The organism is Pantoea sp. RG18 (genome assembly GCF_025910075.1).
In the GTDB taxonomy this organism is placed as follows: Bacteria; Pseudomonadota; Gammaproteobacteria; order Enterobacterales; family Enterobacteriaceae; genus Pantoea; species Pantoea agglomerans.
Genome location: NZ_JAPCIL010000009.1, coordinates 244312 through 266051 on the forward strand (window position 1 = coordinate 244312; position 21740 = coordinate 266051).

Annotated in this window: 19 protein-coding genes and 2 tRNA genes; 3 read left to right on the plus strand and 18 right to left on the minus strand. The window is 53.7% G+C overall.

What is annotated here, in order from left to right; genetic code table 11:
* Nucleotides 1-174: 174 nt before the first annotated feature.
* Complete coding sequence (locus OK409_RS12175) at nt 175-921, plus strand: SDR family NAD(P)-dependent oxidoreductase (RefSeq protein ID WP_033770875.1); 747 nt, start codon at nt 175-177, stop codon at nt 919-921.
* 55 nt (nt 922-976) lie between these two features.
* On the opposite strand, the gene OK409_RS12180 is transcribed toward OK409_RS12175, so the two are convergent.
* From OK409_RS12180 to rlmE, 17 genes are all read right to left on the minus strand, one after another.
* Nucleotides 977-2917: a DEAD/DEAH family ATP-dependent RNA helicase gene (locus tag OK409_RS12180; RefSeq protein WP_031592043.1), complete on the minus strand. Its 1941-nt coding sequence runs from the start codon at nt 2915-2917 to the stop codon at nt 977-979.
* Nucleotides 2918-2933: 16 nt separating this feature from the next.
* The gene (yrbN, locus tag OK409_RS22545; RefSeq protein WP_098053093.1) at nt 2934-2990 is read right to left on the minus strand and encodes a protein YrbN; all 57 of its coding nucleotides are present in this window, start codon (nt 2988-2990) and stop codon (nt 2934-2936) included.
* Between the two features lie 105 nt (nt 2991-3095).
* Entirely contained in the window at nt 3096-3980 is an 885-nt protein-coding gene (gene nlpI, locus OK409_RS12185; RefSeq protein ID WP_010251765.1) for a lipoprotein NlpI, read from the minus strand.
* Between the two features lie 129 nt (nt 3981-4109).
* Entirely contained in the window at nt 4110-6248 is a 2139-nt protein-coding gene (gene pnp, locus OK409_RS12190; protein ID WP_010251767.1) for a polyribonucleotide nucleotidyltransferase, read from the minus strand.
* Nucleotides 6249-6558: 310 nt separating this feature from the next.
* Entirely contained in the window at nt 6559-6828 is a 270-nt protein-coding gene (gene rpsO, locus OK409_RS12195) for a 30S ribosomal protein S15 (RefSeq protein WP_003851063.1), read from the minus strand.
* Nucleotides 6829-6959: 131 nt separating this feature from the next.
* Nucleotides 6960-7904 carry a tRNA pseudouridine(55) synthase TruB gene (truB, locus tag OK409_RS12200; protein ID WP_010671805.1) on the minus strand — a complete coding sequence of 315 codons (945 nt, stop codon included), beginning with the start codon at nt 7902-7904 and terminating at the stop codon, nt 6960-6962.
* Nucleotides 7904-8311: a 30S ribosome-binding factor RbfA gene (rbfA, locus tag OK409_RS12205; RefSeq protein WP_010251785.1), complete on the minus strand. Its 408-nt coding sequence runs from the start codon at nt 8309-8311 to the stop codon at nt 7904-7906. The genes truB and rbfA overlap by 1 nt, the downstream gene beginning before the upstream one ends.
* Nucleotides 8312-8376: 65 nt before the next feature.
* Nucleotides 8377-11070, minus strand: coding sequence for a translation initiation factor IF-2 (gene infB / locus OK409_RS12210; RefSeq protein ID WP_010251789.1), 2694 nt, complete (start codon nt 11068-11070; stop codon nt 8377-8379).
* A gap of 17 nt (nt 11071-11087) precedes the next feature.
* Nucleotides 11088-12575: a transcription termination factor NusA gene (gene nusA, locus OK409_RS12215; protein ID WP_010251792.1), complete on the minus strand. Its 1488-nt coding sequence runs from the start codon at nt 12573-12575 to the stop codon at nt 11088-11090.
* A 24-nt stretch (nt 12576-12599) separates the two neighbouring features.
* Nucleotides 12600-13052 (minus strand): ribosome maturation factor RimP, encoded by a 453-nt coding sequence (rimP, locus tag OK409_RS12220; protein WP_010251795.1) that lies wholly within the window; start codon nt 13050-13052, stop codon nt 12600-12602.
* Between the two features lie 212 nt (nt 13053-13264).
* A tRNA-Met gene (locus tag OK409_RS12225) sits at nt 13265-13341 on the minus strand.
* Nucleotides 13342-13400: 59 nt separating this feature from the next.
* Nucleotides 13401-13487 (minus strand) — tRNA-Leu (locus OK409_RS12230).
* Nucleotides 13488-13524: 37 nt separating this feature from the next.
* Nucleotides 13525-13863, minus strand: coding sequence for a preprotein translocase subunit SecG (gene secG / locus OK409_RS12235; RefSeq protein WP_010251798.1), 339 nt, complete (start codon nt 13861-13863; stop codon nt 13525-13527).
* Nucleotides 13864-14079: 216 nt separating this feature from the next.
* Complete coding sequence (gene glmM, locus OK409_RS12240; RefSeq protein WP_010251799.1) at nt 14080-15414, minus strand: phosphoglucosamine mutase; 1335 nt, start codon at nt 15412-15414, stop codon at nt 14080-14082.
* The gene (folP, locus tag OK409_RS12245) at nt 15411-16250 is read right to left on the minus strand and encodes a dihydropteroate synthase (protein WP_010671999.1); all 840 of its coding nucleotides are present in this window, start codon (nt 16248-16250) and stop codon (nt 15411-15413) included. Before folP ends, glmM begins: the two co-directional genes overlap by 4 nt.
* A 79-nt stretch (nt 16251-16329) precedes the next feature.
* Nucleotides 16330-18255 (minus strand): ATP-dependent zinc metalloprotease FtsH, encoded by a 1926-nt coding sequence (gene ftsH, locus OK409_RS12250; RefSeq protein ID WP_010251805.1) that lies wholly within the window; start codon nt 18253-18255, stop codon nt 16330-16332.
* 113 nt (nt 18256-18368) lie between these two features.
* Nucleotides 18369-18998 carry a 23S rRNA (uridine(2552)-2'-O)-methyltransferase RlmE gene (gene rlmE, locus OK409_RS12255; RefSeq protein WP_010251807.1) on the minus strand — a complete coding sequence of 210 codons (630 nt, stop codon included), beginning with the start codon at nt 18996-18998 and terminating at the stop codon, nt 18369-18371.
* Between the two features lie 127 nt (nt 18999-19125).
* Between rlmE and yhbY the strand changes: the two genes are divergently transcribed.
* Entirely contained in the window at nt 19126-19419 is a 294-nt protein-coding gene (gene yhbY / locus OK409_RS12260; protein WP_010251809.1) for a ribosome assembly RNA-binding protein YhbY, read from the plus strand.
* Nucleotides 19420-19525: 106 nt separating this feature from the next.
* Here yhbY and greA read toward each other — a convergent pair whose 3' ends face one another.
* Nucleotides 19526-20002 (minus strand): transcription elongation factor GreA, encoded by a 477-nt coding sequence (gene greA, locus OK409_RS12265; protein WP_010251811.1) that lies wholly within the window; start codon nt 20000-20002, stop codon nt 19526-19528.
* Nucleotides 20003-20251: 249 nt separating this feature from the next.
* Between greA and dacB the strand changes: the two genes are divergently transcribed.
* Complete coding sequence (gene dacB / locus OK409_RS12270) at nt 20252-21685, plus strand: serine-type D-Ala-D-Ala carboxypeptidase (protein ID WP_010251813.1); 1434 nt, start codon at nt 20252-20254, stop codon at nt 21683-21685.
* The last annotated feature ends 55 nt before the right edge of the window (nt 21686-21740 follow it).

Sequence of the window (21740 nt, forward strand, 5' to 3'; positions counted from 1 at the left end):
TGTGTTCTCCCCTCCCGCTATCTGTGCTGATATTACCTGACGCTGAGCGGAATACCTGGCCCGCTGCGTTACTTTTGCAGGATCGTGCAAGAAGCTTGCAGGATTGCACTACCCGCTTTTCGGCACCAGCGCGCATAGTCTTTCGACGCAATCATTACGGCGGAGAACAACATAATGAAGGCACTGCAGAATAAAATCGCGCTGGTAACAGGCGCCTCAAAAGGCATTGGTGCGGCGATTGCCATCGCTTTTGCCGCGGCTGGCGCCCGCGTCGTGGTTAATTATCGTCAGGATGAAGTGGGAGCGGCTGACGTGGTCAGCGATATCGTCACCCTGGGCAGTGAAGCCGTGGCGGTACAGGCAGATATCTCTCTCCTGCGGGATGTGGAACGGCTCTTCGCCACCACCGCAGAGTGCTTCGGCGCGCCCGACATTGTGGTGAACAATGCGGGCAGCTTTCATCACGGCGAGTTTGCGGCGCTGACGCTGGAGGAGATGCAGCAGCAGATTAACGTTAACCTGCTGGGTACGCTGATGGTCTGTCAGCAGGCGATTCATCACTTCCCGGCGCACGGCGGCAGCATTATTAATCTCAGCGCCCTGAACAGTAAAAACAGCACGCCAGGTTCCGTGCTCTGGGCGGCAACCAAAGGCGCAGTGGATACCCTGACCCAGGGACTGGCGCGCGAGCTGGGCGCAAAGAACATCCGGGTTAACGCCCTGGCACCAGGCATGATTCTGACGGAGGGATTACTGGCCGCGAAGAGGATGAGCCCACAGCTCAAAGCGCAACTGCTGGCAGCCACGCCGCTGGGACGCTTTGGTCTGCCGGAAGATGTGGCGCAGGTTGCGCTGTTTCTGGCCTCTGAAGAGTCCGCCTGGGTCAGCGGCGAGCGCGTGATGATCAGCGGCGGTGCCTGACAGGCATAAAAAAAGGGAAGCCATTGGCTTCCCTTTTTGTTACGACGCTAAGTCGTTATGCATCACGACGACGTGGAGCGGCGGCTGCGCCCTCTTCACGACGTGGACCACGGCTACCTTCACGGTTGAAAGTACGTCCGCCGCCTTCACGACCACCTTCACGGCGTTCAGAAGAGAAGCGACGACCACCTTCACGGTTAGCTGCGCCCGGACCGCCTGCACCTGGACCGCTGCGACGCTCACCGCCAGCACCAGCTGGACGACGGTCACCACGGCCTTCGTTCGGCTGTGCATCACCCAGTAACTGCATATTCATCGGCTTGTTCAGAATACGGGTACGGGTAAAGTGCTGCAGCACATCGCCTGGCATGCCTTTCGGCAGCTCGATAGTCGAGTGGGTACCGAACAGCTTGATGTTACCGATGTAACGGCTGCTGATGTCGCCTTCGTTAGCGATAGCGCCAACGATGTGACGAACTTCAACACCATCATCGCGGCCTACTTCGATGCGGTACAGCTGCATTTCGCCAACGTCACGACGTTCGCGACGTGGACGATCGCCATCACGGCTTTCGCGGTTTTCACGCGGAGCACGAGAATCGCCACGCGCTTCACGGCTGTCACGACGGCCATCACGCTCGTCACGATCGCGGTATTCGCGACGTGCCGGACGCGGTGCTTCTGGTGGCAGAATCAGAGGACGTTCGCCCTGTGCCATCTTCAGCAGTGCGGCTGCCAGTGTTTCCAGATCCATTTCCTCTTCTGGCTGCATTTTAGCCAGCAGAGCACGGTACTGATCCAGATCGCTGCTTTCCAGCTGCTGCTGAACTTTAGCAGCAAACTTAGCCAGACGACGCTCACCCAGCAGTTCTGCGTTAGGCAGTTCTACCTCAGGAATAGTCAGCTTCATGGTACGTTCGATGTTACGCAGCAGACGGCGTTCGCGGTTTTCAACGAACAGCAGCGCACGGCCAGCACGACCAGCACGACCGGTACGGCCGATACGGTGAACGTAAGATTCTGAGTCCATCGGGATGTCGTAGTTAACAACCAGGCTGATGCGCTCAACGTCCAGGCCACGGGCCGCTACGTCGGTTGCAATCAGAATGTCGAGACGACCATCTTTCAGGCGCTCAAGCGTCTGCTCACGCAGCGCCTGGTTCATGTCACCGTTCAGCGCGGCGCTGTTATAGCCGCTACGTTCCAGCGCTTCTGCCACTTCCATGGTTGCGTTTTTGGTACGCACGAAGATGATGGCAGCATCAAAGTCTTCTGCTTCCAGGAAGCGAACCAGTGCGTCTGTTTTACGACCGTAAGCGGTCCAGTAGCTCTGGCTGATATCAGGACGCGTGGTCAGGCTTGACTGAATACGCACTTCCTGTGGATCTTTCATGAAGCGTTTGGTGATACGACGAATCGCTTCCGGCATGGTTGCAGAGAACAGCGCGGTCTGATGATCGGCTGGAATTTGCGCCATGATGGTTTCAACGTCTTCGATGAAGCCCATGCGCAGCATTTCATCTGCTTCATCCAGCACCAGGCCACGCAGGTTAGAAAGGTCTAACGTGCCGCGTTTCAGGTGGTCAAGCAGACGGCCAGGCGTACCCACAACAACCTGTGGTCCCTGACGCAGTGCGCGCAGCTGCACGTCATAACGCTGGCCGCCGTAAAGGGCAACCACGTTCAGGCCACGCATGTGTTTAGAGAATTCGGTAACTGCTTCAGCAACCTGTACCGCCAGTTCGCGGGTAGGTGCCAGCACCAGGATTTGTGGCGCTTTAACAGTAGGATCAATGTTATGTAACAGCGGCAGAGAGAACGCCGCGGTTTTACCACTCCCGGTCTGCGCCATGCCTAACACGTCACGGCCCGCCAGCAGGTGAGGAATACACTCAGCCTGGATTGGGGATGGCTTTACGTAGCCCATGCCATTCAGTGATTCAAGGATGTCGGCGTTCAGGCCAAGGTCAGCAAAAGTGGTTTGAATATCAGTCATGTAGTACACGTGCCTCTTAGATTGCGGCGGCCAGTCTACATAACTCGTCGTGAAAACTTTCAGTCATTTTCATCAAAAAGTGTGAACCGGCTCAAATTAAAAGTTTTGACGAACAGAAAAGCCTTCATCCTTTAAGATGATGACTTAACAGGTTTTACAGGCAAATTAAGTTCGTCAGCTATTGCTGGTCAGATTCTGATAAATCGTCTTGTGCCTGGCCGAGTTGCGCCAGTTCCAACAATGCGTATCGGTGTTCAACAAAGTTATTGACGTTGTTGGCCACCGCCAGTTTGAACAACGCTTTCGCGTCGTCCTTCTCCCCCAGACTTAGGTAGTACTTACCTAAATAGAAGTTGGTTTCACTGAGATGTTCAGCGAGCGAGGTGTTATCCGTTGCGTCCGCCTTGAGACTTTCCATCAACGTTTTCTCGTTGATATCTCCAAGGTAGAACTCGACAATATTCCATCCCCATTGATCTCTGACCGCTTTGTCGTGACGCTGTTGAAGCGCGACTTTTGCCTTGTCGACATCCATCTCACGTTCAACGAGATAGAGCCACAAACTGCGGAAAGGATCGTTAGGATCGTCTTGATAAAACGCCAGCAGATCATCTTGCGCTAACTTGTATCGACCGCCGTAATAGAGGGCGATACCACGGTTTAAATGCGCATAGTTGTAAGTTGGATCAAGCTCAAGTACAGAATCAAACGCTTCATAGGCGGCATCAAAGTTGCCCGCCTGCGTTAAATATATGCCTAAGTAGTTAAACACTTCGGGCATATCTGGTCTTATAGACAGCGCTTGCGAAAAATCGTTCCGCGCTAATGCCCGCAGACCTAAACTATCATACAACACTCCGCGCTCATATAACAGCTGTGCGCGTTCATCATCGGTGAGAGCGCGACTGGCAAGAATTTGTTCCATGCGCGCCAGTATCACTTCCTGCTGCAGTGTGGGCTGTAAAGGCACTGCAAGAACTTCGTTCTTACGCCAATTGGAGTTGCTGCATCCTGCCAGCGTCAAAGCTGTCGCAACAAAACACCAGCGCAGAAAAGGCTTCATTTCCCACTCCCGAATACAAACATTGGGATAACCATCCTGTCATCCGCCTGCTGTGCACAAGGATTCCCGCCCTCGCGATGATACAAACGCCCCTCTCTGCCAGGCAGAGAGGGGCAAATCAGCAACGACTTATTCAGCAGCGTCAGGCGTGGTCACCGCAACAGCTTCTTCAGCCTGCGGCTTAGATTCTGTCGCTTCTTTGATGCTCAGACGTACACGGCCCTGGCGATCAACCTCCATCACCTTAACCGGTACTTCCTGACCCATCTGCAGATAGTCAGTCACTTTCTCAACGCGCTTATCAGCGATTTGTGAAATGTGAACCAGACCTTCTTTACCACCACCGATTGCAACGAAGGCGCCGAAGTCAACGATACGGGTCACTTTACCACTGTAAACGCGGCCCACTTCGATCTCTGCGGTAATCTCTTCGATACGACGAATCGCTTCTTTCGCTTTCAGACCATCGGTCGCAGCGATTTTCACGGTGCCGTCATCTTCAATTTCAATCGTTGTGCCGGTCTCTTCGGTCAGTGCACGAATCACTGAGCCGCCTTTACCGATCACATCTTTGATCTTGTCAGAGCTGATTTTGATGGTGTAAATGCGTGGTGCGAATTCAGAAATCTCAGTACGCGGCGTGCTGATAGCCTGTTCCATAACGCCCAGAATGTGCAGACGTGCGCCCCGGGCCTGGTTCAGCGCTTCCTGCATGATTTCACGCGTGATGCCTTCGATTTTGATGTCCATCTGCAGCGCGGTGATACCTTCACGGCTACCGGCTACTTTGAAGTCCATGTCGCCCAGGTGATCTTCATCGCCCAGGATGTCAGACAGAACAACAAACTTCTCATCTTCTTTCACCAGACCCATTGCGATACCGGCAACGGCGGCTTTGATTGGCACGCCTGCATCCATCAGCGCCAGTGAGGCACCGCAGACAGAGGCCATTGAAGAAGAGCCGTTAGATTCGGTGATTTCAGAAACAACACGAATGGTGTAAGGGAAATCTTCCGCTTTAGGCATTACCGCTAACACGCCGCGCTTCGCCAGACGACCGTGACCAATCTCACGACGCTTCGGCGAACCTACCATGCCGGTTTCGCCGACAGAGTATGGAGGGAAGTTGTAATGGAACAGGAAGCTGTCGGTACGTTCGCCCATCAGCTCATCAAGGTTCTGCGCATCACGGGTCGTACCCAGCGTTGCAGTAACCAGTGCCTGCGTCTCACCACGGGTGAACAGTGATGAACCGTGTGTACGTGGCAATACGCCAGTACGCACGTCCAGACCACGGATCATATCTTTTTCACGACCATCGATGCGTGGCTCGCCATTCAGGATGCGAGTACGAACGACGGTTTTTTCAAGGCTATGCACGATGTCGCCGATTTCTGAGCCATCCAGCGTTTCATCTTCAGCCAGCAGCGCAGCGATGGTTTCGTCTTTAATGACGCCAACCTGGGTGTAACGCTCCTGCTTGTCAGTGATGCGGTAAGCATCGCTGATGCGCGCTTCTGCCAGGGCAGCAACGCGAGAAATCAGTGCGGTATTGGCCGCTTCTGGCTGCCAGTCCCAGCGTGGTTTGCCCGCTTCAGCAACCAGGGCATTGATGTTTTCGATAACAATCTGCTGCTGGTCGTGACCAAAGACCACGGCGCCCAGCATCTGCTCTTCTGACAGGATCTCAGCTTCAGATTCAACCATCAGAACGGCATTCTGCGTACCGGCAACCACCAGATCCAGACGAGACTGTTTCAGCTCATCTGCGGTTGGGTTCAGGACATATTGATCGTTGATGTAACCAACACGCGCAGAACCAATTGGGCCATTGAACGGCAGACCAGAAAGCGCCAGTGCAGCAGAAGCACCGATCATGGCAACGATGTCCGGATGAACCTGTGGGTTCACAGAGACAACAGTGGCGATAACCTGAACTTCGTTAACAAAACCTTCCGGGAACAGCGGACGAATCGGGCGGTCAATCAGACGCGAAATCAGGGTTTCGCCTTCGCTTGGACGGCCTTCACGACGGAAGAAGCTGCCTGGGATACGACCAGCAGCGTAAGTACGCTCCTGATAGTTCACGGTCAGTGGGAAGAAATCCTGACCTGGTTTAGATTTTTTCTGACCTACTACAGTGACGAATACTGCAGTATCGTCCATGCTCACCATAACAGCGGCTGTCGCCTGGCGAGCCATCATGCCGGTTTCCAGCGTGACGGTATGTTGACCATATTGGAATTTGCGTACGATCGGATTCAGCAAAATCAAAGTCCTTAACTTCGGGGCATGGCTATCTGTAGCCCGCCATTGATTACCAATCTTCAGTTGCATCCTCGCGACTAATGACAACCCTCGACCGCCCCTGCGGTAAAGCCTCTCATTAGCCGCGCGAAATTCTGCAAACTAAAGATCACACTAAGCAACAATACATCAGTTTGGTCCGGATTGCTGCCGATTGCTCGAAAAAAGGGGCCATAAAGGCCCCCTCTTCACGAAACTCGCACAAATCTGATCGTAAGCTGCACAGAGTGCAAAAGCCCGCATAATGCCCCGACGATCAGATTCTTCAGACTTAGCGACGCAGACCGAGACTTTCGATCAGGCTGCTGTAGCGTGCAACGTCTTTACGCTTCAGGTAGTCCAGCAGCTTACGACGCTGAGATACCATGCGCAGCAGACCGCGGCGGCTGTGGTGGTCTTTTTTGTGCTCAGAGAAGTGACCCTGCAGATGGGTAATCTGCGCGGTCAACAGGGCAACCTGAACTTCAGTTGAACCGCTGTCGTTAGCACCACGGCCATATTTAGCAACGATCTCTGCTTTAGCTTCTACGCTTAGAGACATAATAAACTCCAGTAATAAATGAATGTATGGGTGCCGATCTCTAATTCAGCATCCCGCTTTAAAGCCGCGCTATTCTACTCTGCGCCCGATAGCAACGCAAATGCCCCATCAGCGAAAAGTGAACGCCTGGCTCAATCCTGATACTCAACCACTAAACGACGTGGCGCAAGCCGGCCATCGTCGGCAATTTCTGCCATACCGATAAACTTACGCGCTTCGCCTTCCGATACCCTTACCAGCCCCTGGGCAGGCGCATTGCTGGCCTGTACCGGCTGTCCCTGGCGGAAGAAATCTGCCACGGCAGGCGGGATATTCACTTCAGGGAAATCAGAGGCGGGGCTGTCCATTGGCAACAACAGCGGATCGAGCTGCGTTTCCAGTGGAATGCCGGCTTCTGTGGCTTCCGTCAGCAGGGTGTTGAGCTGTTCCAGCGTCACCATCCTTTCATACGGATAACGGGCAACCTGAACGCGACGCAGCATAATCACGTGCGCACCGCATCCCAGCTTTTCGCCCAGGTCATCGATGATGGTGCGGATATAGGTGCCTTTGGAGCAGTGAATTTCCAGCTCCAGCTCGTTATCCTGCCAGCGAATAAATTGCAGTTCATAGACAGTGATCGGACGCGGTTCACGCGCAATCTCAATGCCCTGACGCGCATATTCATACAGCGGGCGTCCCTGATGCTTCAGTGCCGAAAACATTGAAGGCACCTGCAGCGTTTCGCCGCGGAAGCTCTCCAGAGCACTGTCCAGATCGGCCTGAGTGAAGCTGACCGGACGCGTCTGCACGATGTTGCCATCGGCGTCTGACGTGTCGGTCCGCTCGCCCAGTCGGGCAATCACGCGATAGCGTTTGTCGGAATCGAGCAGATACTGCGAAAACTTAGTCGCTTCACCCAGGCAGATCGGCAACATGCCGGTAGCCAGAGGATCCAGCGCGCCGGTATGTCCTGCGCGATTCGCGTTAAAGATACGCTTCACTTTCTGCAGGACATCATTCGACGAGACGCCTTGTGGCTTATCCAGCAACAACACACCATGGACGTCGCGACCGCGACGACGCGGACGACTCATTACGCCTCCTCGTCATCGCCAGTGGCGTCCGGACCACGGCGCTCAGTATCGTTCTTCACGACGCTGGTGACGAGATTGGACATGCGCATCCCTTCGACTAACGAGTTGTCGTAGAAGAAAGTCAGCTCAGGCACGATACGCAGACGCATCGCTTTGCCCAGCAGAATGCGGATATAACCTGACGCTTCTTTCAGCGCTTTCAGGCCATGTTTAATCGCTTCTTCATCTTTGTCGTTAAGGAAAGTCACGAACACTTTTGCGTAAGCGAGATCGCGTGAGACTTCAACGCCTGATACGGTGACCATCATGCCAAGACGTGGATCTTTGATCTCACGCTGCAGGATCATCGCAATCTCTTTTTGCAGCTCTTGTGAAACGCGCTGCGGGCGACCAAATTCTTTCGCCATCATTATTTCTCCCAAATAATTCGGGAGGCCAGAGGCCTCCCAAATTGCAACACATCAGCAGTCTATTACTCGATGGTGCGTTTAATTTCGATGATTTCAAACACTTCGATCATATCGCCAACGCGAACGTCGTTGTAGTTCTTCACGCCGATACCGCACTCCATGCCATTACGCACTTCGTTGACGTCATCTTTAAAGCGACGCAGAGATTCCAGCTCGCCTTCGTAAATTACCACGTTGTCGCGCAGGACACGGATTGGATTGTGACGCTTGATGTTACCTTCCGTCACCATACAACCGGCAATCGCGCCAAACTTCGGTGATTTGAACACATCGCGCACCGCAGCCAGACCGATGATCTGCTGTTTGTACTCTGGTGCCAGCATGCCGCTCATCGCCGCTTTAACTTCGTCAATCAGGTTATAAATGACAGAGTAGTAGCGCAGATCCAGGCTTTCTGCGTCAATGACGCGACGCGCAGAGGCATCGGCACGAACGTTGAAGCCAAGGAGGATGGCGTTAGAGGCAGCAGCCAGGGTCGCATCGGTTTCGGTAATCCCGCCCACGCCTGAACCCACAATCTTCACCTTCACTTCGTCGGTGGAGAGTTTCTGCAGGGAGTCGGAGATTGCTTCCACAGAACCCTGAACGTCAGCTTTCAGAACGATGTTCAGTTCAGACACTTCGCCTTCGGTCATGTTAGCAAACATGTTCTCGAGCTTAGATTTCTGCTGGCGAGCCAGTTTAACTTCGCGGAATTTGCCCTGACGATAGAGCGCAACTTCACGTGCTTTCTTCTCGTCACGTACCACGGTCGCTTCATCACCCGCAGCCGGCACGCCGGACAGGCCCAGAATCTCAACCGGGATAGATGGACCCGCTTCCATGACTTCGCGACCCAGTTCGTCACGCATTGCACGAACGCGGCCATATTCGAAACCACAAAGAACGATGTCGCCTTTGTTCAGCGTACCTTCACGTACCAGCACGGTGGCAACCGGACCACGACCTTTGTCGAGGAACGATTCGATCACCACGCCGCTCGCCATACCTTCACGGATAGCGGTCAGTTCCAGCACTTCCGCCTGCAGCAGGATAGCGTTTAACAGGTCATCAATGCCGGTACCCGCTTTCGCAGAGACATTAACGAACATGTTTTCGCCGCCCCACTCTTCCGGAATGATACCGTACTGAGTCAGTTCGTTTTTAACACGATCCGGATCCGCTTCTGGCTTATCGCACTTGTTCACTGCAACCACAACCGGCACTTTAGCGGCTTTGGCGTGCTGAATAGCTTCGACAGTCTGTGGCATCACGCCATCGTCTGCTGCAACCACCAGGATAACGATATCGGTCGCCTGCGCACCACGTGCACGCATCGCGGTAAACGCGGCGTGGCCCGGGGTATCCAGGAAGGTAACCATACCGTTGTCGGTTTCAACGTGGTAAGCACCGATGTGCTGAGTAATACCGCCCGCTTCGCCAGAGGCGATTTTAGTGGAACGGATATAGTCCAGCAGGGACGTTTTACCGTGGTCGACGTGGCCCATGATGGTGACAACCGGAGCACGAGACTCCTGCGCAGCATCAGTATCACGATCGTCCATTACCGCTTCTTCCAGCTCGTTCTCACGACGCAGGGTCACTTTGTGGCCCATCTCTTCGGCAACGAGCTGTGCAGTTTCCTGGTCGATGACCTGGTTGATGGTCGCCATGGCGCCCATTCTCATCATCGCTTTAATGACCAGAGAACCTTTCACCGCCATTTTGTTAGCCAGTTCGGCTACGGTGATAGTTTCGCCAATCACAACATCGCGGTTAACGGCCTGCGCTGGCTTGTTGAAGCCCTGCTGCAGTGCGCTAGGTTTGCGATGCTTGCCGCCTTTACCACCACGAACCTGCGCACGCGCTTCTTCACGGTCAGTTTTGGCTTCAGAGTGTTTGTTGCCTTTTTTCGCCGGACGCGCAGCTTTAGCAGTAGTACGCGCACGCGCACGACCTGCTTCAACCTGACGGTCGTTTTCGTCTTCCGCCTGACGGGCATGGGTCGAAGTGGTGACGTGATAGTCGCCTTTATCCTCTTCTTCCGGTTTTTCCCATTCAGCTGATTTCTCTTCAGCCAGACGGCGGGCTTCTTCTGCTACGAGGCGGGCAGCCTCTTCAAGCTTACGGCGGGCTTCTTCTTCAGCTTTACGCTTCAGTTCGGCAGCTTCAGCTTCGCGACGGGCTTTGTCTGATTGCGCAGCCCTGGTCACTTCGTCGGTAGGTTGATTTGTCACTTTTTCATTTTCCGCTGCTGCACGTTTGGCCTTGTCAGCGGCTTCGCGCCTGGCTTTATCTTCGGCTTCACGTTGCGCTTTCTGTTCAGCTTCGCGACGGGCTTTTTCTTCAGCCTCGCGTTGCGCCTGCTCTTCCGCTTCACGCTGCGCCTCGGCTTCAGCTTCTGCCTGAGCTTGCTCAGCCTCTGCATCACCCTTCACATAGGTACGCTTTTTGCGGACTTCAATTTGCACCGACTTACTTTTACCCCCGGTGCCTGGAATATTCAAGGTGCTGCGCGTTTTACGCTGCAGCGTCAGCTTAGCTGAACCGACCTGACCGTGTTCACGGTTCAGATGAGATAGTAAGGTTTCTTTCTCTTGCTGGGTCACCGCGTCATTTTCAGACTTAGGGATCCCCGCATCAGCAAATTGCTGTACCAGGCGATCGACCGGAGTCTGAATTTCTGCGGCCAGCGATTTTACGGTTACATCTGTCATGCTGTTCCTTCCTGTTATTACGCGTCATCGCCGAACCAGCAGATATTACGTGCGGCCATAATCAGCGCGCCGGCTTGTTCATCAGACATGCCTTCAATATCCGTCAGATCGTCAACACCTTGCTCAGCGAGATCTTCCAGCGTGCAAACGCCTTTCGACGCCAGGCGGAACGCCAGCGCACGATCGAGGCCTTCAAGATTCAGAAGATCCTCAGCGGGCTCCTGATTTCCAAGACTCTCTTCTTTCGCCAGTGCCAGGGTGGTTAACGCATTTTTTGCTCGTTCACGCAGGGCTTCAATGGTCTCTTCGTCGAGGCCGTCGACTTCCAGCAGCTCGTTGATTGGCACGTATGCCAGCTCTTCCAGCGAGGAGAAGCCCTCTTCCACCAGTACGGTGGCGAACTCTTCGTCGATGTCGAGATGTTTAGTGAACATATCGATCGCTGCATGTGCTTCAGCCTGATGCTTAGCCTGCAGATCATCGACGGTCATCACGTTCAGCTCCCAGCCACTCAGCTGTGAAGCGAGACGCACGTTTTGGCCGTTACGGCCGATCGCCTGAGCCAGATTGCCAGCTTCTACGGCGATATCCATGGTGTGGTTATCTTCATCAACCACGATTGACGCCACATCGGCCGGAGCCATGGCGTTAATAACAAACTGCGCCGGGTTATCGTCCCACAGCACGATATCGATACGCTCGCCGCCCAGTTCACTGGAAACTGCCTGAACACGCGCGCCGCGCATGCCCACACAGGCACCCACCGGATCAATACGTTTGTCGTTGGTTTTGACTGCAATTTTAGCGCGCGAACCCGGATCACGGGCAGCGGCTTTAATTTCAATCAGTTCTTCGCCAATTTCTGGCACCTCGATGCGGAACAGTTCAATCAGCATTTCTGGTTTAGAACGCGTCACGAACAGTTGCGCGCCACGCGCTTCCGGACGTACAGAGTAGAGTACGCCACGAATACGGTCGCCTGGACGGAAGTTTTCACGCGGCAGCATATCTTCGCGCAGAATCACCGCTTCGGCATTGCTGCCTAAGTCGAGGGAGATGTTGTCGCGGTTAACTTTCTTCACCACGCCCGTGATAATTTCGCCTTCCTGCTCACGGAACTGATCAACCACCATTGCGCGCTCAGCTTCGCGCACTTTTTGCACGATAACCTGCTTAGCGGTCTGGGTGGTGATACGGTCAAAGGTGACCGATTCAATCTGATCTTCGACATATTCGCCCAGATTGAATGCTTCATCTTCGAAGCGGGCCGCATCCAGCGTGATCTCGCGCGTCGGCTGTGTCACCTCTTCTACGATTTCCCAGCGGCGGAAAGTATCGAAATCGCCACTGCGGCGATCAATGCTGACGCGTACCTCAATTTCCTGCTCGTACTTTTTCTTGGTCGCAGTCGCCAGCGCGCTCTCCAGCGCTTCGAAGATTTTCTCACGCGGCAGGGCTTTTTCGTTAGAAACGGCTTCTACAACAGCTAAGATCTCTTTGTTCATCCTGGTTAGCCTCAATCCGGACTTTTAAAAGTGGGGGACCAGGTTCGCTTTCTGAATATTACTCAGCGCGAACACTTCATCGCTACCCTCAACGTGCACCGTGATCATCTCGCCATCAACTGACTTAATGGTTCCCTGCCATTTACGGCGGTTCTGAACGGCCATACGCAACACCAGACTCACTTCTTCACCCATAAAGCGGGTGTAGTGTTCTGCAGTGAACAGAGGACGATCGAGTCCCGGTGAAGAGACTTCTAGGTTGTAAGGGACGGTAATGGGATCTTCAACATCCATTACCGCACTTACCTGGTGGCTGACATCGGCGCAATCATCGACATTGATGCCATCTTCACTATCAATATAGATGCGCAGGATAGATGTGCGACTACGAACGAATTCAATTCCAACCAGTTCGTAACCCAGCGCTTCTACGGGAGCCGATACCAACTCTGTCAATTTTTGCTCTAATGTGGACAAGCCCACCCCCAAGACATAAAAAAAGGGCCTATAGCCCAGTATTACGATTCGCTAATAACAAAAAACCCCGAATATTCGGGGCTTTTAATCACTGGACCCTGTATGCCGCAATGCGGCCCGGACTCCATCCAAAGAATTTTCTTTCAAAAAATAACCGTGAATGCGTCCGTCGATGCATACAGTATATTTGAAAAAGAACTCAAAGGGAAAATTGGTTGCGGGGGCCGGATTTGAACCGACGACCTTCGGGTTATGAGCCCGACGAGCTACCAGGCTGCTCCACCCCGCGTCCGAAAACGTGGCGAATAATACGCCAGACCTGCATAAAATGCAAGGGATACTGCTATTTGGTACCGAGGACGGGACTTGAACCCGTAAGCCCAATCGGGCACTACCACCTCAAGGTAGCGTGTCTACCAATTCCACCACCACGGCACTGCACTGACCACAACGATTCGTTGTGCTGACGACCTTACTTAGGAATATCGCTGCCCGGCGTTACCGGTTGAGCTGGCTTTTCAGTCTGTTGAGAAGACTGCGCCGGCGCAGAAAGATTTTCCCACTCGCTTCCTTTAGACGCTTTATTGCTGTTCAGATTACCCAGAACCAGGCTGATGATGAAAAACAGCGCTGCTAAGATGCCGGTTGTACGAGTCATGAAGTTACCTGAGCCCGAAGAACCAAACACCGTACCGGATGCGCCTGCACCGAATGAGGCTCCCATATCAGCGCCTTTGCCTTGCTGCAGCATGATCATACCCACGAGGGCGATAGCTACAATAAGGAAAACTACTAAAAGAGCTTGGTACATATCATCCTGTTCCTTGCACGGTAATCGTACAGTTAAAGCTTCAACCAGTATTGATGGGGAGTCTCGTCATCACCCATCAGAAGCGGGTGTGAATACTAACCAAAGGCGCATATCTCTGCAAGTGCAATTTTTACTACCCATACTGTTTGCAGAAAAAAACGCCATCCCGGTGATTTTACAGGCAGTTCAGCACCCTGCAGACCGCCTGTTACGGTTTTAAACGGCCTTGACCTGGTCGGCGATGCGATTCGCCAGTTCGGTGACCTGCGCCTCATTTTCGCCTTCGACCATGACACGAATCAATGGCTCAGTACCTGATTTACGCAGCAGAACGCGTCCACGACCCGCCAGCGCTTTTTCCACTTCGGCCGTGACAGCTTTTACCGCGTCACTCTGAAGCGGATCATGTTCGCCCGCAAAGCGTACGTTAACCAGGACCTGCGGCAGCATCTTCATGCCACTACAGAGATCGTGCAGGCTCATGTGGTTACGCACCATCGCAGTGAGCACTTGCAAACTTGCAACGATACCGTCACCGGTTGTGGTTTTATCCAGCAGGATCACATGACCGGAGTTCTCTGCACCGAGACGCCAGCCCTTCTCCTGCATCTTTTCCAGTACATAACGGTCACCGACTTTGGCACGGGTAAACGGAATGCCAAGCTGTTTCAGCGCTAACTCCAGCCCCATGTTACTCATCAGCGTACCCACCACGCCGCCGCGTAACTGTCCCTGACGCAGGGCTTCACGCGCAATGATGTAGAGGATCTGGTCGCCATCAACTTTGTCACCCAGATGGTCAATCATCATGATGCGATCGCCGTCACCGTCGTAGGCCAGGCCGATATCGGCCTTCTCCGCCAGCACGCGCTGCTGCAGCAGCTTGAGGTCGGTGGCACCGCACTCTTTGTTGATGTTCATGCCGTCTGGCTGGACACCGATAGCAATCACCGTCGCGCCCAGTTCACGCAATACATTCGGCGCAATGTGGTAGGTGGCACCATTGGCGCAGTCGACCACAATTTTCAGGCCATTCAGATTCAGTTCGCTGGGGAAAGTCCCTTTGCAGAACTCAATGTAACGCCCTGCTGCATCCACAATACGGCTGGCTCGGCCTAACTGCGCTGATTCAACACAGGTTATCGGCTTTTCCATCTCCAGCTCAATCGCCTCTTCGACGTCATCGGGCAGTTTGGTGCCCTCGGACGAGAAGAATTTAATCCCGTTGTCGTCAAACGGGTTATGTGACGCTGAAATCACAATGCCCGCCTCTGCGCGGAAGGTACGGGTCAGATAGGCGATGGCTGGTGTCGGCATCGGGCCGGTAAAGGCGGCCGTCAGGCCTGCTGCGGCGAGACCAGCTTCCAGCGCGGACTCCAGCATATAGCCAGAGATACGGGTATCTTTACCGATAATGATCTTCTTTGAACCGTGGCGCGCCAGCACTTTACCTGCGGCCCAGCCCAGCTTCAGGACGAAATCGGGGGTGATGGGTGCTTCACCGACTTTGCCACGAATGCCGTCTGTACCGAAATATTTACGATTACTCATGATACTCCTTTTGCTCTTCGGGTCGCTTCGACCACGCGCATCGCTTCAGCCGTCTCTTTTACATCATGGGCGCGAATAATCTGCGCGCCCTGCATAGCAGCAATCACCGCGCAACTCAGGCTGCCGGTTAAACGCTGTGACGGGCCGACGTTTAACAGCTGGCCAATCATCGATTTACGCGACATCCCCACTAACAGCGGCAGGCCGAAGTGGTGAAAATCGCCAAGATGAGCCAACAGTTCATAATTGTGGCTGAGATTTTTACCGAAACCGAAGCCCGGGTCGAGTATCAGACGCTCTTTTTTAATGCCCGCTGCTTCGCAGCGCGCTATCTGCTGAGCGAAGTAAGTGTCCACTTCGCTTAAAATATTTTCGTAAACCGGTGCCTGCTGCATGGTGCGCGGTTCGCCCTGCATATGCATTAAACAGACGGGCAGCCCGGTCGAGGCGGCGGCTTCCAGTGCTCCGGGTTCGGAAAGTGAACGCACGTCGTTAATGATGTGAGCACCCACTCGCGCGGCTTCCCGGATGACGTCAGCTTTAGAGGTGTCCACTGAAATCCAGACTTCGAAACGCTGGGCAATGGCATCGATGACCGGAATCACCCGCTCCAGCTCCTCCTCCACACTCACTTCATCCGCGCCAGGACGGGTTGATTCCCCACCCACATCGATGATGGTTGCGCCTGCATTGACCATCTCATTGGTATGCGTCAGCGCATCAACCAGCGCGTTATGCTTCCCACCATCTGAAAAGGAGTCCGGCGTGACGTTAAGAATGCCCATCACATGTGGAAAAGATAAATCGAGATGGGAATCACGGGCGAACAACTTCATGGTGGAAACTCCTTGCTGATCAATATCTGGATGTAAAAAACCCCGGACCAGCCGGGGTTTTGTCTGACGATGTTGCGTCTTATTTGTTGTACTGCTCTGACATGGTATTGCCTGGGTTTGGCGTACGCGGTTCATCAACCGGGCGTGGCGCCTTTGGCGTACCGTTGCTGTCTGAGTTGCTGCCTGGATCTTCCCAGCCCGCTGGCGGACGCACTTCGCGGCGCGCCATCAGGTCGTCGATCTGCGGTGCATCAATGGTTTCATACTTCATCAGCGCGTCTTTCATCGCGTGAAGGATGTCCATGTTCTCACCCAGAATCTGACGAGCACGCTGGTAGTTGCTGTCGATCAGGTGCTTAACTTCCTGGTCGATGATGCGGGCCGTTTCATCAGACATATGTTTCGCTTTCGCGACAGAACGTCCGAGGAACACTTCACCCTCTTCTTCTGCATAGAGCAACGGACCCAGTTTTTCAGAGAAGCCCCACTGCGTCACCATGTTACGCGCCAGATTGGTCGCAACTTTAATATCGTTGGACGCACCGGTAGAAACACGTTCTGCACCGTAGATGATCTCTTCTGCCAGACGACCGCCGTAAAGCGTTGAGATCTGGCTTTCCAGTTTCTGACGGCTGGCGCTGATCGCATCGCCTTCAGGCAGGAAGAAGGTCACACCCAGTGCGCGACCGCGCGGGATAATCGTTACTTTATGAACCGGGTCATGCTCTGGCACCAGGCGACCAATAATGGCGTGGCCTGCTTCGTGGTAGGCAGTTGACTCTTTCTGCGATTCCGTCATCACCATGGAGCGACGTTCCGCACCCATCATGATTTTGTCTTTCGCTTTCTCGAACTCTACCATCGAAACCACACGCTTGTTTGAACGGGCCGCGAACAGCGCTGCTTCGTTAACAAGGTTGGCCAGATCGGCACCCGAGAAGCCTGGCGTACCACGTGCAATGATTGCTGCATCAACATCAGTTGCCAGCGGCACACGACGCATATGCACTTTCAGGATCTGCTCACGACCGCGAACATCTGGCAGGCCAACAACAACCTGACGGTCAAAGCGACCTGGACGCAGCAGCGCAGGGTCCAGTACGTCAGGACGGTTAGTTGCGGCGATAACGATAATACCTTCGTTACCTTCGAAACCATCCATCTCAACCAGCATCTGGTTCAGCGTCTGCTCACGTTCGTCATGTCCACCGCCTAAACCGGCGCCACGCTGACGACCGACTGCGTCGATCTCATCGATAAAGATGATGCACGGAGCCGCTTTTTTGGCCTGTTCGAACATGTCACGCACACGGGATGCACCGACACCGACAAACATTTCCACAAAGTCAGAACCGGAGATGGTAAAGAAAGGCACCTTCGCTTCACCGGCAATCGCTTTTGCCAGCAAGGTTTTACCGGTACCCGGTGGCCCCACCATCAGAACGCCTTTTGGAATCTTACCGCCCAGCTTCTGGAAACGGCTTGGCTCACGCAGATATTCCACCAGCTCAGCAACTTCATCTTTCGCTTCGTCACAACCTGCTACGTCGGCGAAAGTGGTTTTAATCTGGTCTTCCGTCAACATGCGGGCTTTGCTCTTGCCGAAGGACATCGCGCCCTTACCGCCGCCGCCCTGCATCTGACGCATAAAGAAGATCCACACACCGATCAGCAGCAACATCGGGAACCACGAAATGAAGATTGAAGCCAGCAGGCTTGGTTCTTCCGGCGGTTCGCCAACCACTTTGACGTTTTTGGTCAAGAGGTTATCGAGCAACTTGGGATCGTTGACAGGAATGTAGGTCGTGTATTTATTGCTGTCTTTTTTAACGACGTTAATTTCACGCCCGTTAATACGTGCCTCGCGGACCTGATCCTGGTTCACTTCCGACAGGAAGGTTGAATAATCAACCCGACGGCCATTCGACTCGCTGGGCCCAAAGCTCTGGAATACTGACATCAGCACGACCGCGATGACTAACCAGAGAATCAGGTTTTTCGCCATGTCACTCAAGGGATTAACCTCATATTACAACGGTGTTAACAGATAGCGTAGGGTACTATAGATCCCGCATACATGGAATCGCAGCAAAACTGCGGACTTCTCCAGCAATTTGGTTATAGTTTGCGCCCAGTCGCCACAATATACACTTCACGTGAACGTGAACGCGAAGCGTCCGGCTTACGAATTTTCACTTTCGTAAACAGGGAGCGAATTTCCCGCAGGTATTCATCGAAGCCATCTCCCTGAAACACTTTCACTACAAAACTGCCGCCAGGTGCCAGGATATCCCGACACATCTCCAGCGCCAGCTCGACTAAATACATCGACCGGGGAATATCTACGGCAGGTGTACCACTCATATTCGGCGCCATATCGGACATGACAACCTGAACTTTTTGATCGCCAACGCGTTCAAGCAGCGCATTGACCACCGATTCTTCACGAAAATCGCCCTGAAGGAAATCGACACCGACTATCGGATCCATTGGCAGGATATCACAGGCAATGACTCGCCCTTTGTTCCCAATTTGCTGTACCACATATTGCGACCAGCCTCCGGGTGCAGCACCCAGATCTACCACGGTCATGCCGGGTTTGAAAAGCTTGTCACCCTGTTGTATTTCATCAAGTTTAAACCAGGCGCGCGAACGCAACCCTTTTTTATGCGCCTGGAGCACATATTTATCGCTAAAGTGTTCCTGAAGCCAGCGGCCGGAGCTGGCCGAACGCTTTTTACCCGTCATAATATTTCCAACTAAATCGTCATCGTAGCGATAAACCTGCACGCAATGGGTTGCGTCGATTTGGTGATATACCCGAGATGGCGGTAGAATGAACCGTTTTCAATCCCTGAGTAAGTAAAAAACTACGATGAATCTAAGTACCAAACAAAAACAGCACCTCAAGGGCCTCGCCCATCCGCTCAAGCCAGTGGTTATGCTGGGTGGCAATGGCCTGACTGAAGGCGTGCTGGCCGAAATCGAGCAGGCTCTGTCGCATCACGAACTGATCAAGGTAAAAATCGCCTCGGAAGATCGTGAAACGAAGCAGCTGATCGTTGAGGCTATCGTGCGTGAGACCGGTGCCAGCAACGTACAGGTGATCGGCAAAACGCTGGTGCTGTATCGCCCCTCTAAAGAGAGCAAAATTTCTCTGCCACGCTAAGTGGGCAAAGAAAGTGACATGCTCTTACCTCAGATAAAAGGCCGCAATGCGGCCTTTTTCCTTTCTTTACATTGTGCTTTAACGCTTTTCAAAGCGTAGCAACATCTTAAAGGTATTCCACCTTCAGGATTTCATACTCAACGTCGCCGCCCGGGGTTTTCACGATAGCCACGTCATCGGCCTCTTTACCCACCAGGCCACGCGCCATCGGCGAATTGACCGAAATCAGATTTTGCTTAAAGTCCGCTTCGTCATCGCCCACAATGCGATACGTGGCTTCTTCGTCGGTTTCGACGTTCAGCACGGTGACGGTTGCACCGAAAATCACGCGTCCGGTTTTCGGCATCTGAGTGACGTCGATAACCTGCGCATTGGAGAGTTTGGCTTCAATCTCCTGAATACGGCCTTCGCAAAAACCCTGCTCTTCACGCGCAGCGTGATATTCCGCGTTCTCTTTTAAATCGCCATGTTCGCGTGCATCAGCGATAGAGGCGATAATGCGCGGGCGCTTCACGGTTTTCAGCTCGTTCAGCTCTTCGCGCAATCTTTCAGCGCCTCTTAACGTCATCGGAATCTGATTCATTTAAGCTCCTCGCCATCTTTCCTGTTTAACGATGTCATCCTGACCGGTGACTGCAGAAAAAAGCGTTCTGCGGCGCATTAGCCCGTTTTTGCAAATAAAAGAATCCTGACCCGGAGATGCTTCCAGGCCAGAAAAGAGTTTTGCAATTTGATACGTATTTTACCCCAGAGTTCCCTGCGGGTCATCGTTTACTTTGCACCGTCCAGCGACGTAGTATTGACGCCCTCACCTGCCAGTTACCGCGAGATTATGCGATTTTCACGACTTGTTACCGGATTAAGCTGCGCATTTATGCTGCAGGCACACGCAGCGCCAGTTGATGAATACATGCAGTACCTGCCAGACGGCGCCAATCTGGCGCTGATGGTACAAAAAGTAGGCGCATCAACACCGATTATTGATTATCACGGAAAACAGATGGCCCTGCCCGCCAGTACCATGAAAGTGGTGACGGCGCTGGCAGCATTGCTGGAGCTGGGTGGCGACTTCCGTTTTCAGACCACTTTTGAGACTCGCGGCGCCATTATCGATGGCACCCTGAACGGCGATTTAGTTGCACGTTTCGGCGGTGATCCCACCTTAAGCCGTCAGGATCTGCGCAACATGGTGGCGGCGATAAAGAAGCAGGGCATTAACCATATCAAAGGCAATCTGGTTATCGACACCTCCGTTTTTGCCAGTCACGATATGGCGCCGGGCTGGCCGTGGAACGATATGACCCAGTGCTTCAGTGCTCCGCCGGGTGCGGCAATCGTTGATAAAAACTGCTTCTCGGTTTCGCTCTACAGTGCTAATACGCCGGGTGAGAATGCCTTTGTACGTATCGCCTCCTATTATCCGGCGCATATGTACAGCCAGGTGCGCACCATTGGCCGCAACAGCGGCGAAGGGCAATATTGCGAACTGGATGTGGTGCCGGGCGAGCTGAACCGCTACACCCTCACGGGCTGTATGCGCCAGCGCGCGGAACCGCTGCCGCTGGCATTTGCGGTGCAGGATGGCGCGGCCTGGGCTGGCGAAATCCTCAAGGCGGAACTGCGGTCGTCTGAGATTGACTATAGCGGGCATCTGGTGCGACAGACGCAGGTCACCGAACCGGGTACCGTGCTGGCATCGACCCAGTCCGCGCCGCTGCATACGCTGCTGCACACCATGCTGAAGAAGTCAGACAACATGATTGCCGACACGGTGTTTCGCACCATTGGTCATCACTACTTCAATGTGCCCGGCACGTTCCGCGCCGGACAGGATGCCGTTCGCCGCATCCTGAAAGCCAAAGCCAATGTCGACATGGGTAATAGCATTCAGGTGGATGGTTCAGGTCTCTCCCGCCATGACCTGATTTCGCCGCAAACCATGATGCAGGTATTGCAGTTCATTGCGAAGAATGACAACACGCTGGATTATATTTCGATGCTGCCGCTGGCAGGTTACGACGGCACGCTGCAGTATCGCGGCGGGCTGCATGAGGCGGGGCTGGATGGCAAAGTCTCGGCGAAAACCGGTTCACTGCAGGGCGTCTATAACCTGGCGGGCTTTATTACTACTTCCAGTGGCGCGCGGGTGGCGTTCGTTCAGTTCCTTTCCGGTTATGCGGTCCCGCCGGAAGATCAGCGTACCCGCCGTATTCCGCTGGTGCGATTTGAGAGCCGTCTCTACCGCGATATCAATCAGAACAACTGATTATTCAGTCATAAAAAAAGCGCAGCGGTCAGGTCAACCGCTGCGCTTTTTATTG

Bases quoted from the DNA above. Each gene is read 5' to 3' on its own strand.
- OK409_RS12175 (WP_033770875.1), top strand. From the start codon at position 175: ATGAAGGCACTGCAGAATAAAATCGCGCTGGTAACAGGCGCCTCAAAA.
- OK409_RS12180 (WP_031592043.1), bottom strand. From the start codon at position 2,917: ATGACTGATATTCAAACCACTTTTGCTGACCTTGGCCTGAACGCCGAC.
- nlpI (WP_010251765.1), bottom strand. From the start codon at position 3,980: ATGAAGCCTTTTCTGCGCTGGTGTTTTGTTGCGACAGCTTTGACGCTG.
- rpsO (WP_003851063.1), bottom strand. From the start codon at position 6,828: ATGTCTCTAAGCGTAGAAGCTAAAGCAGAGATCGTTGCTAAATATGGC.
- truB (WP_010671805.1), bottom strand. From the start codon at position 7,904: ATGAGTCGTCCGCGTCGTCGCGGTCGCGACGTCCATGGTGTGTTGTTG.
- rbfA (WP_010251785.1), bottom strand. From the start codon at position 8,311: ATGGCGAAAGAATTTGGTCGCCCGCAGCGCGTTTCACAAGAGCTGCAA.
- infB (WP_010251789.1), bottom strand. From the start codon at position 11,070: ATGACAGATGTAACCGTAAAATCGCTGGCCGCAGAAATTCAGACTCCG.
- nusA (WP_010251792.1), bottom strand. From the start codon at position 12,575: ATGAACAAAGAGATCTTAGCTGTTGTAGAAGCCGTTTCTAACGAAAAA.
- secG (WP_010251798.1), bottom strand. From the start codon at position 13,863: ATGTACCAAGCTCTTTTAGTAGTTTTCCTTATTGTAGCTATCGCCCTC.
- glmM (WP_010251799.1), bottom strand. From the start codon at position 15,414: ATGAGTAATCGTAAATATTTCGGTACAGACGGCATTCGTGGCAAAGTC.
- folP (WP_010671999.1), bottom strand. From the start codon at position 16,250: ATGAAGTTGTTCGCCCGTGATTCCCATCTCGATTTATCTTTTCCACAT.
- ftsH (WP_010251805.1), bottom strand. From the start codon at position 18,255: ATGGCGAAAAACCTGATTCTCTGGTTAGTCATCGCGGTCGTGCTGATG.
- rlmE (WP_010251807.1), bottom strand. From the start codon at position 18,998: ATGACGGGTAAAAAGCGTTCGGCCAGCTCCGGCCGCTGGCTTCAGGAA.
- yhbY (WP_010251809.1), top strand. From the start codon at position 19,126: ATGAATCTAAGTACCAAACAAAAACAGCACCTCAAGGGCCTCGCCCAT.
- greA (WP_010251811.1), bottom strand. From the start codon at position 20,002: ATGAATCAGATTCCGATGACGTTAAGAGGCGCTGAAAGATTGCGCGAA.
- dacB (WP_010251813.1), top strand. From the start codon at position 20,252: ATGCGATTTTCACGACTTGTTACCGGATTAAGCTGCGCATTTATGCTG.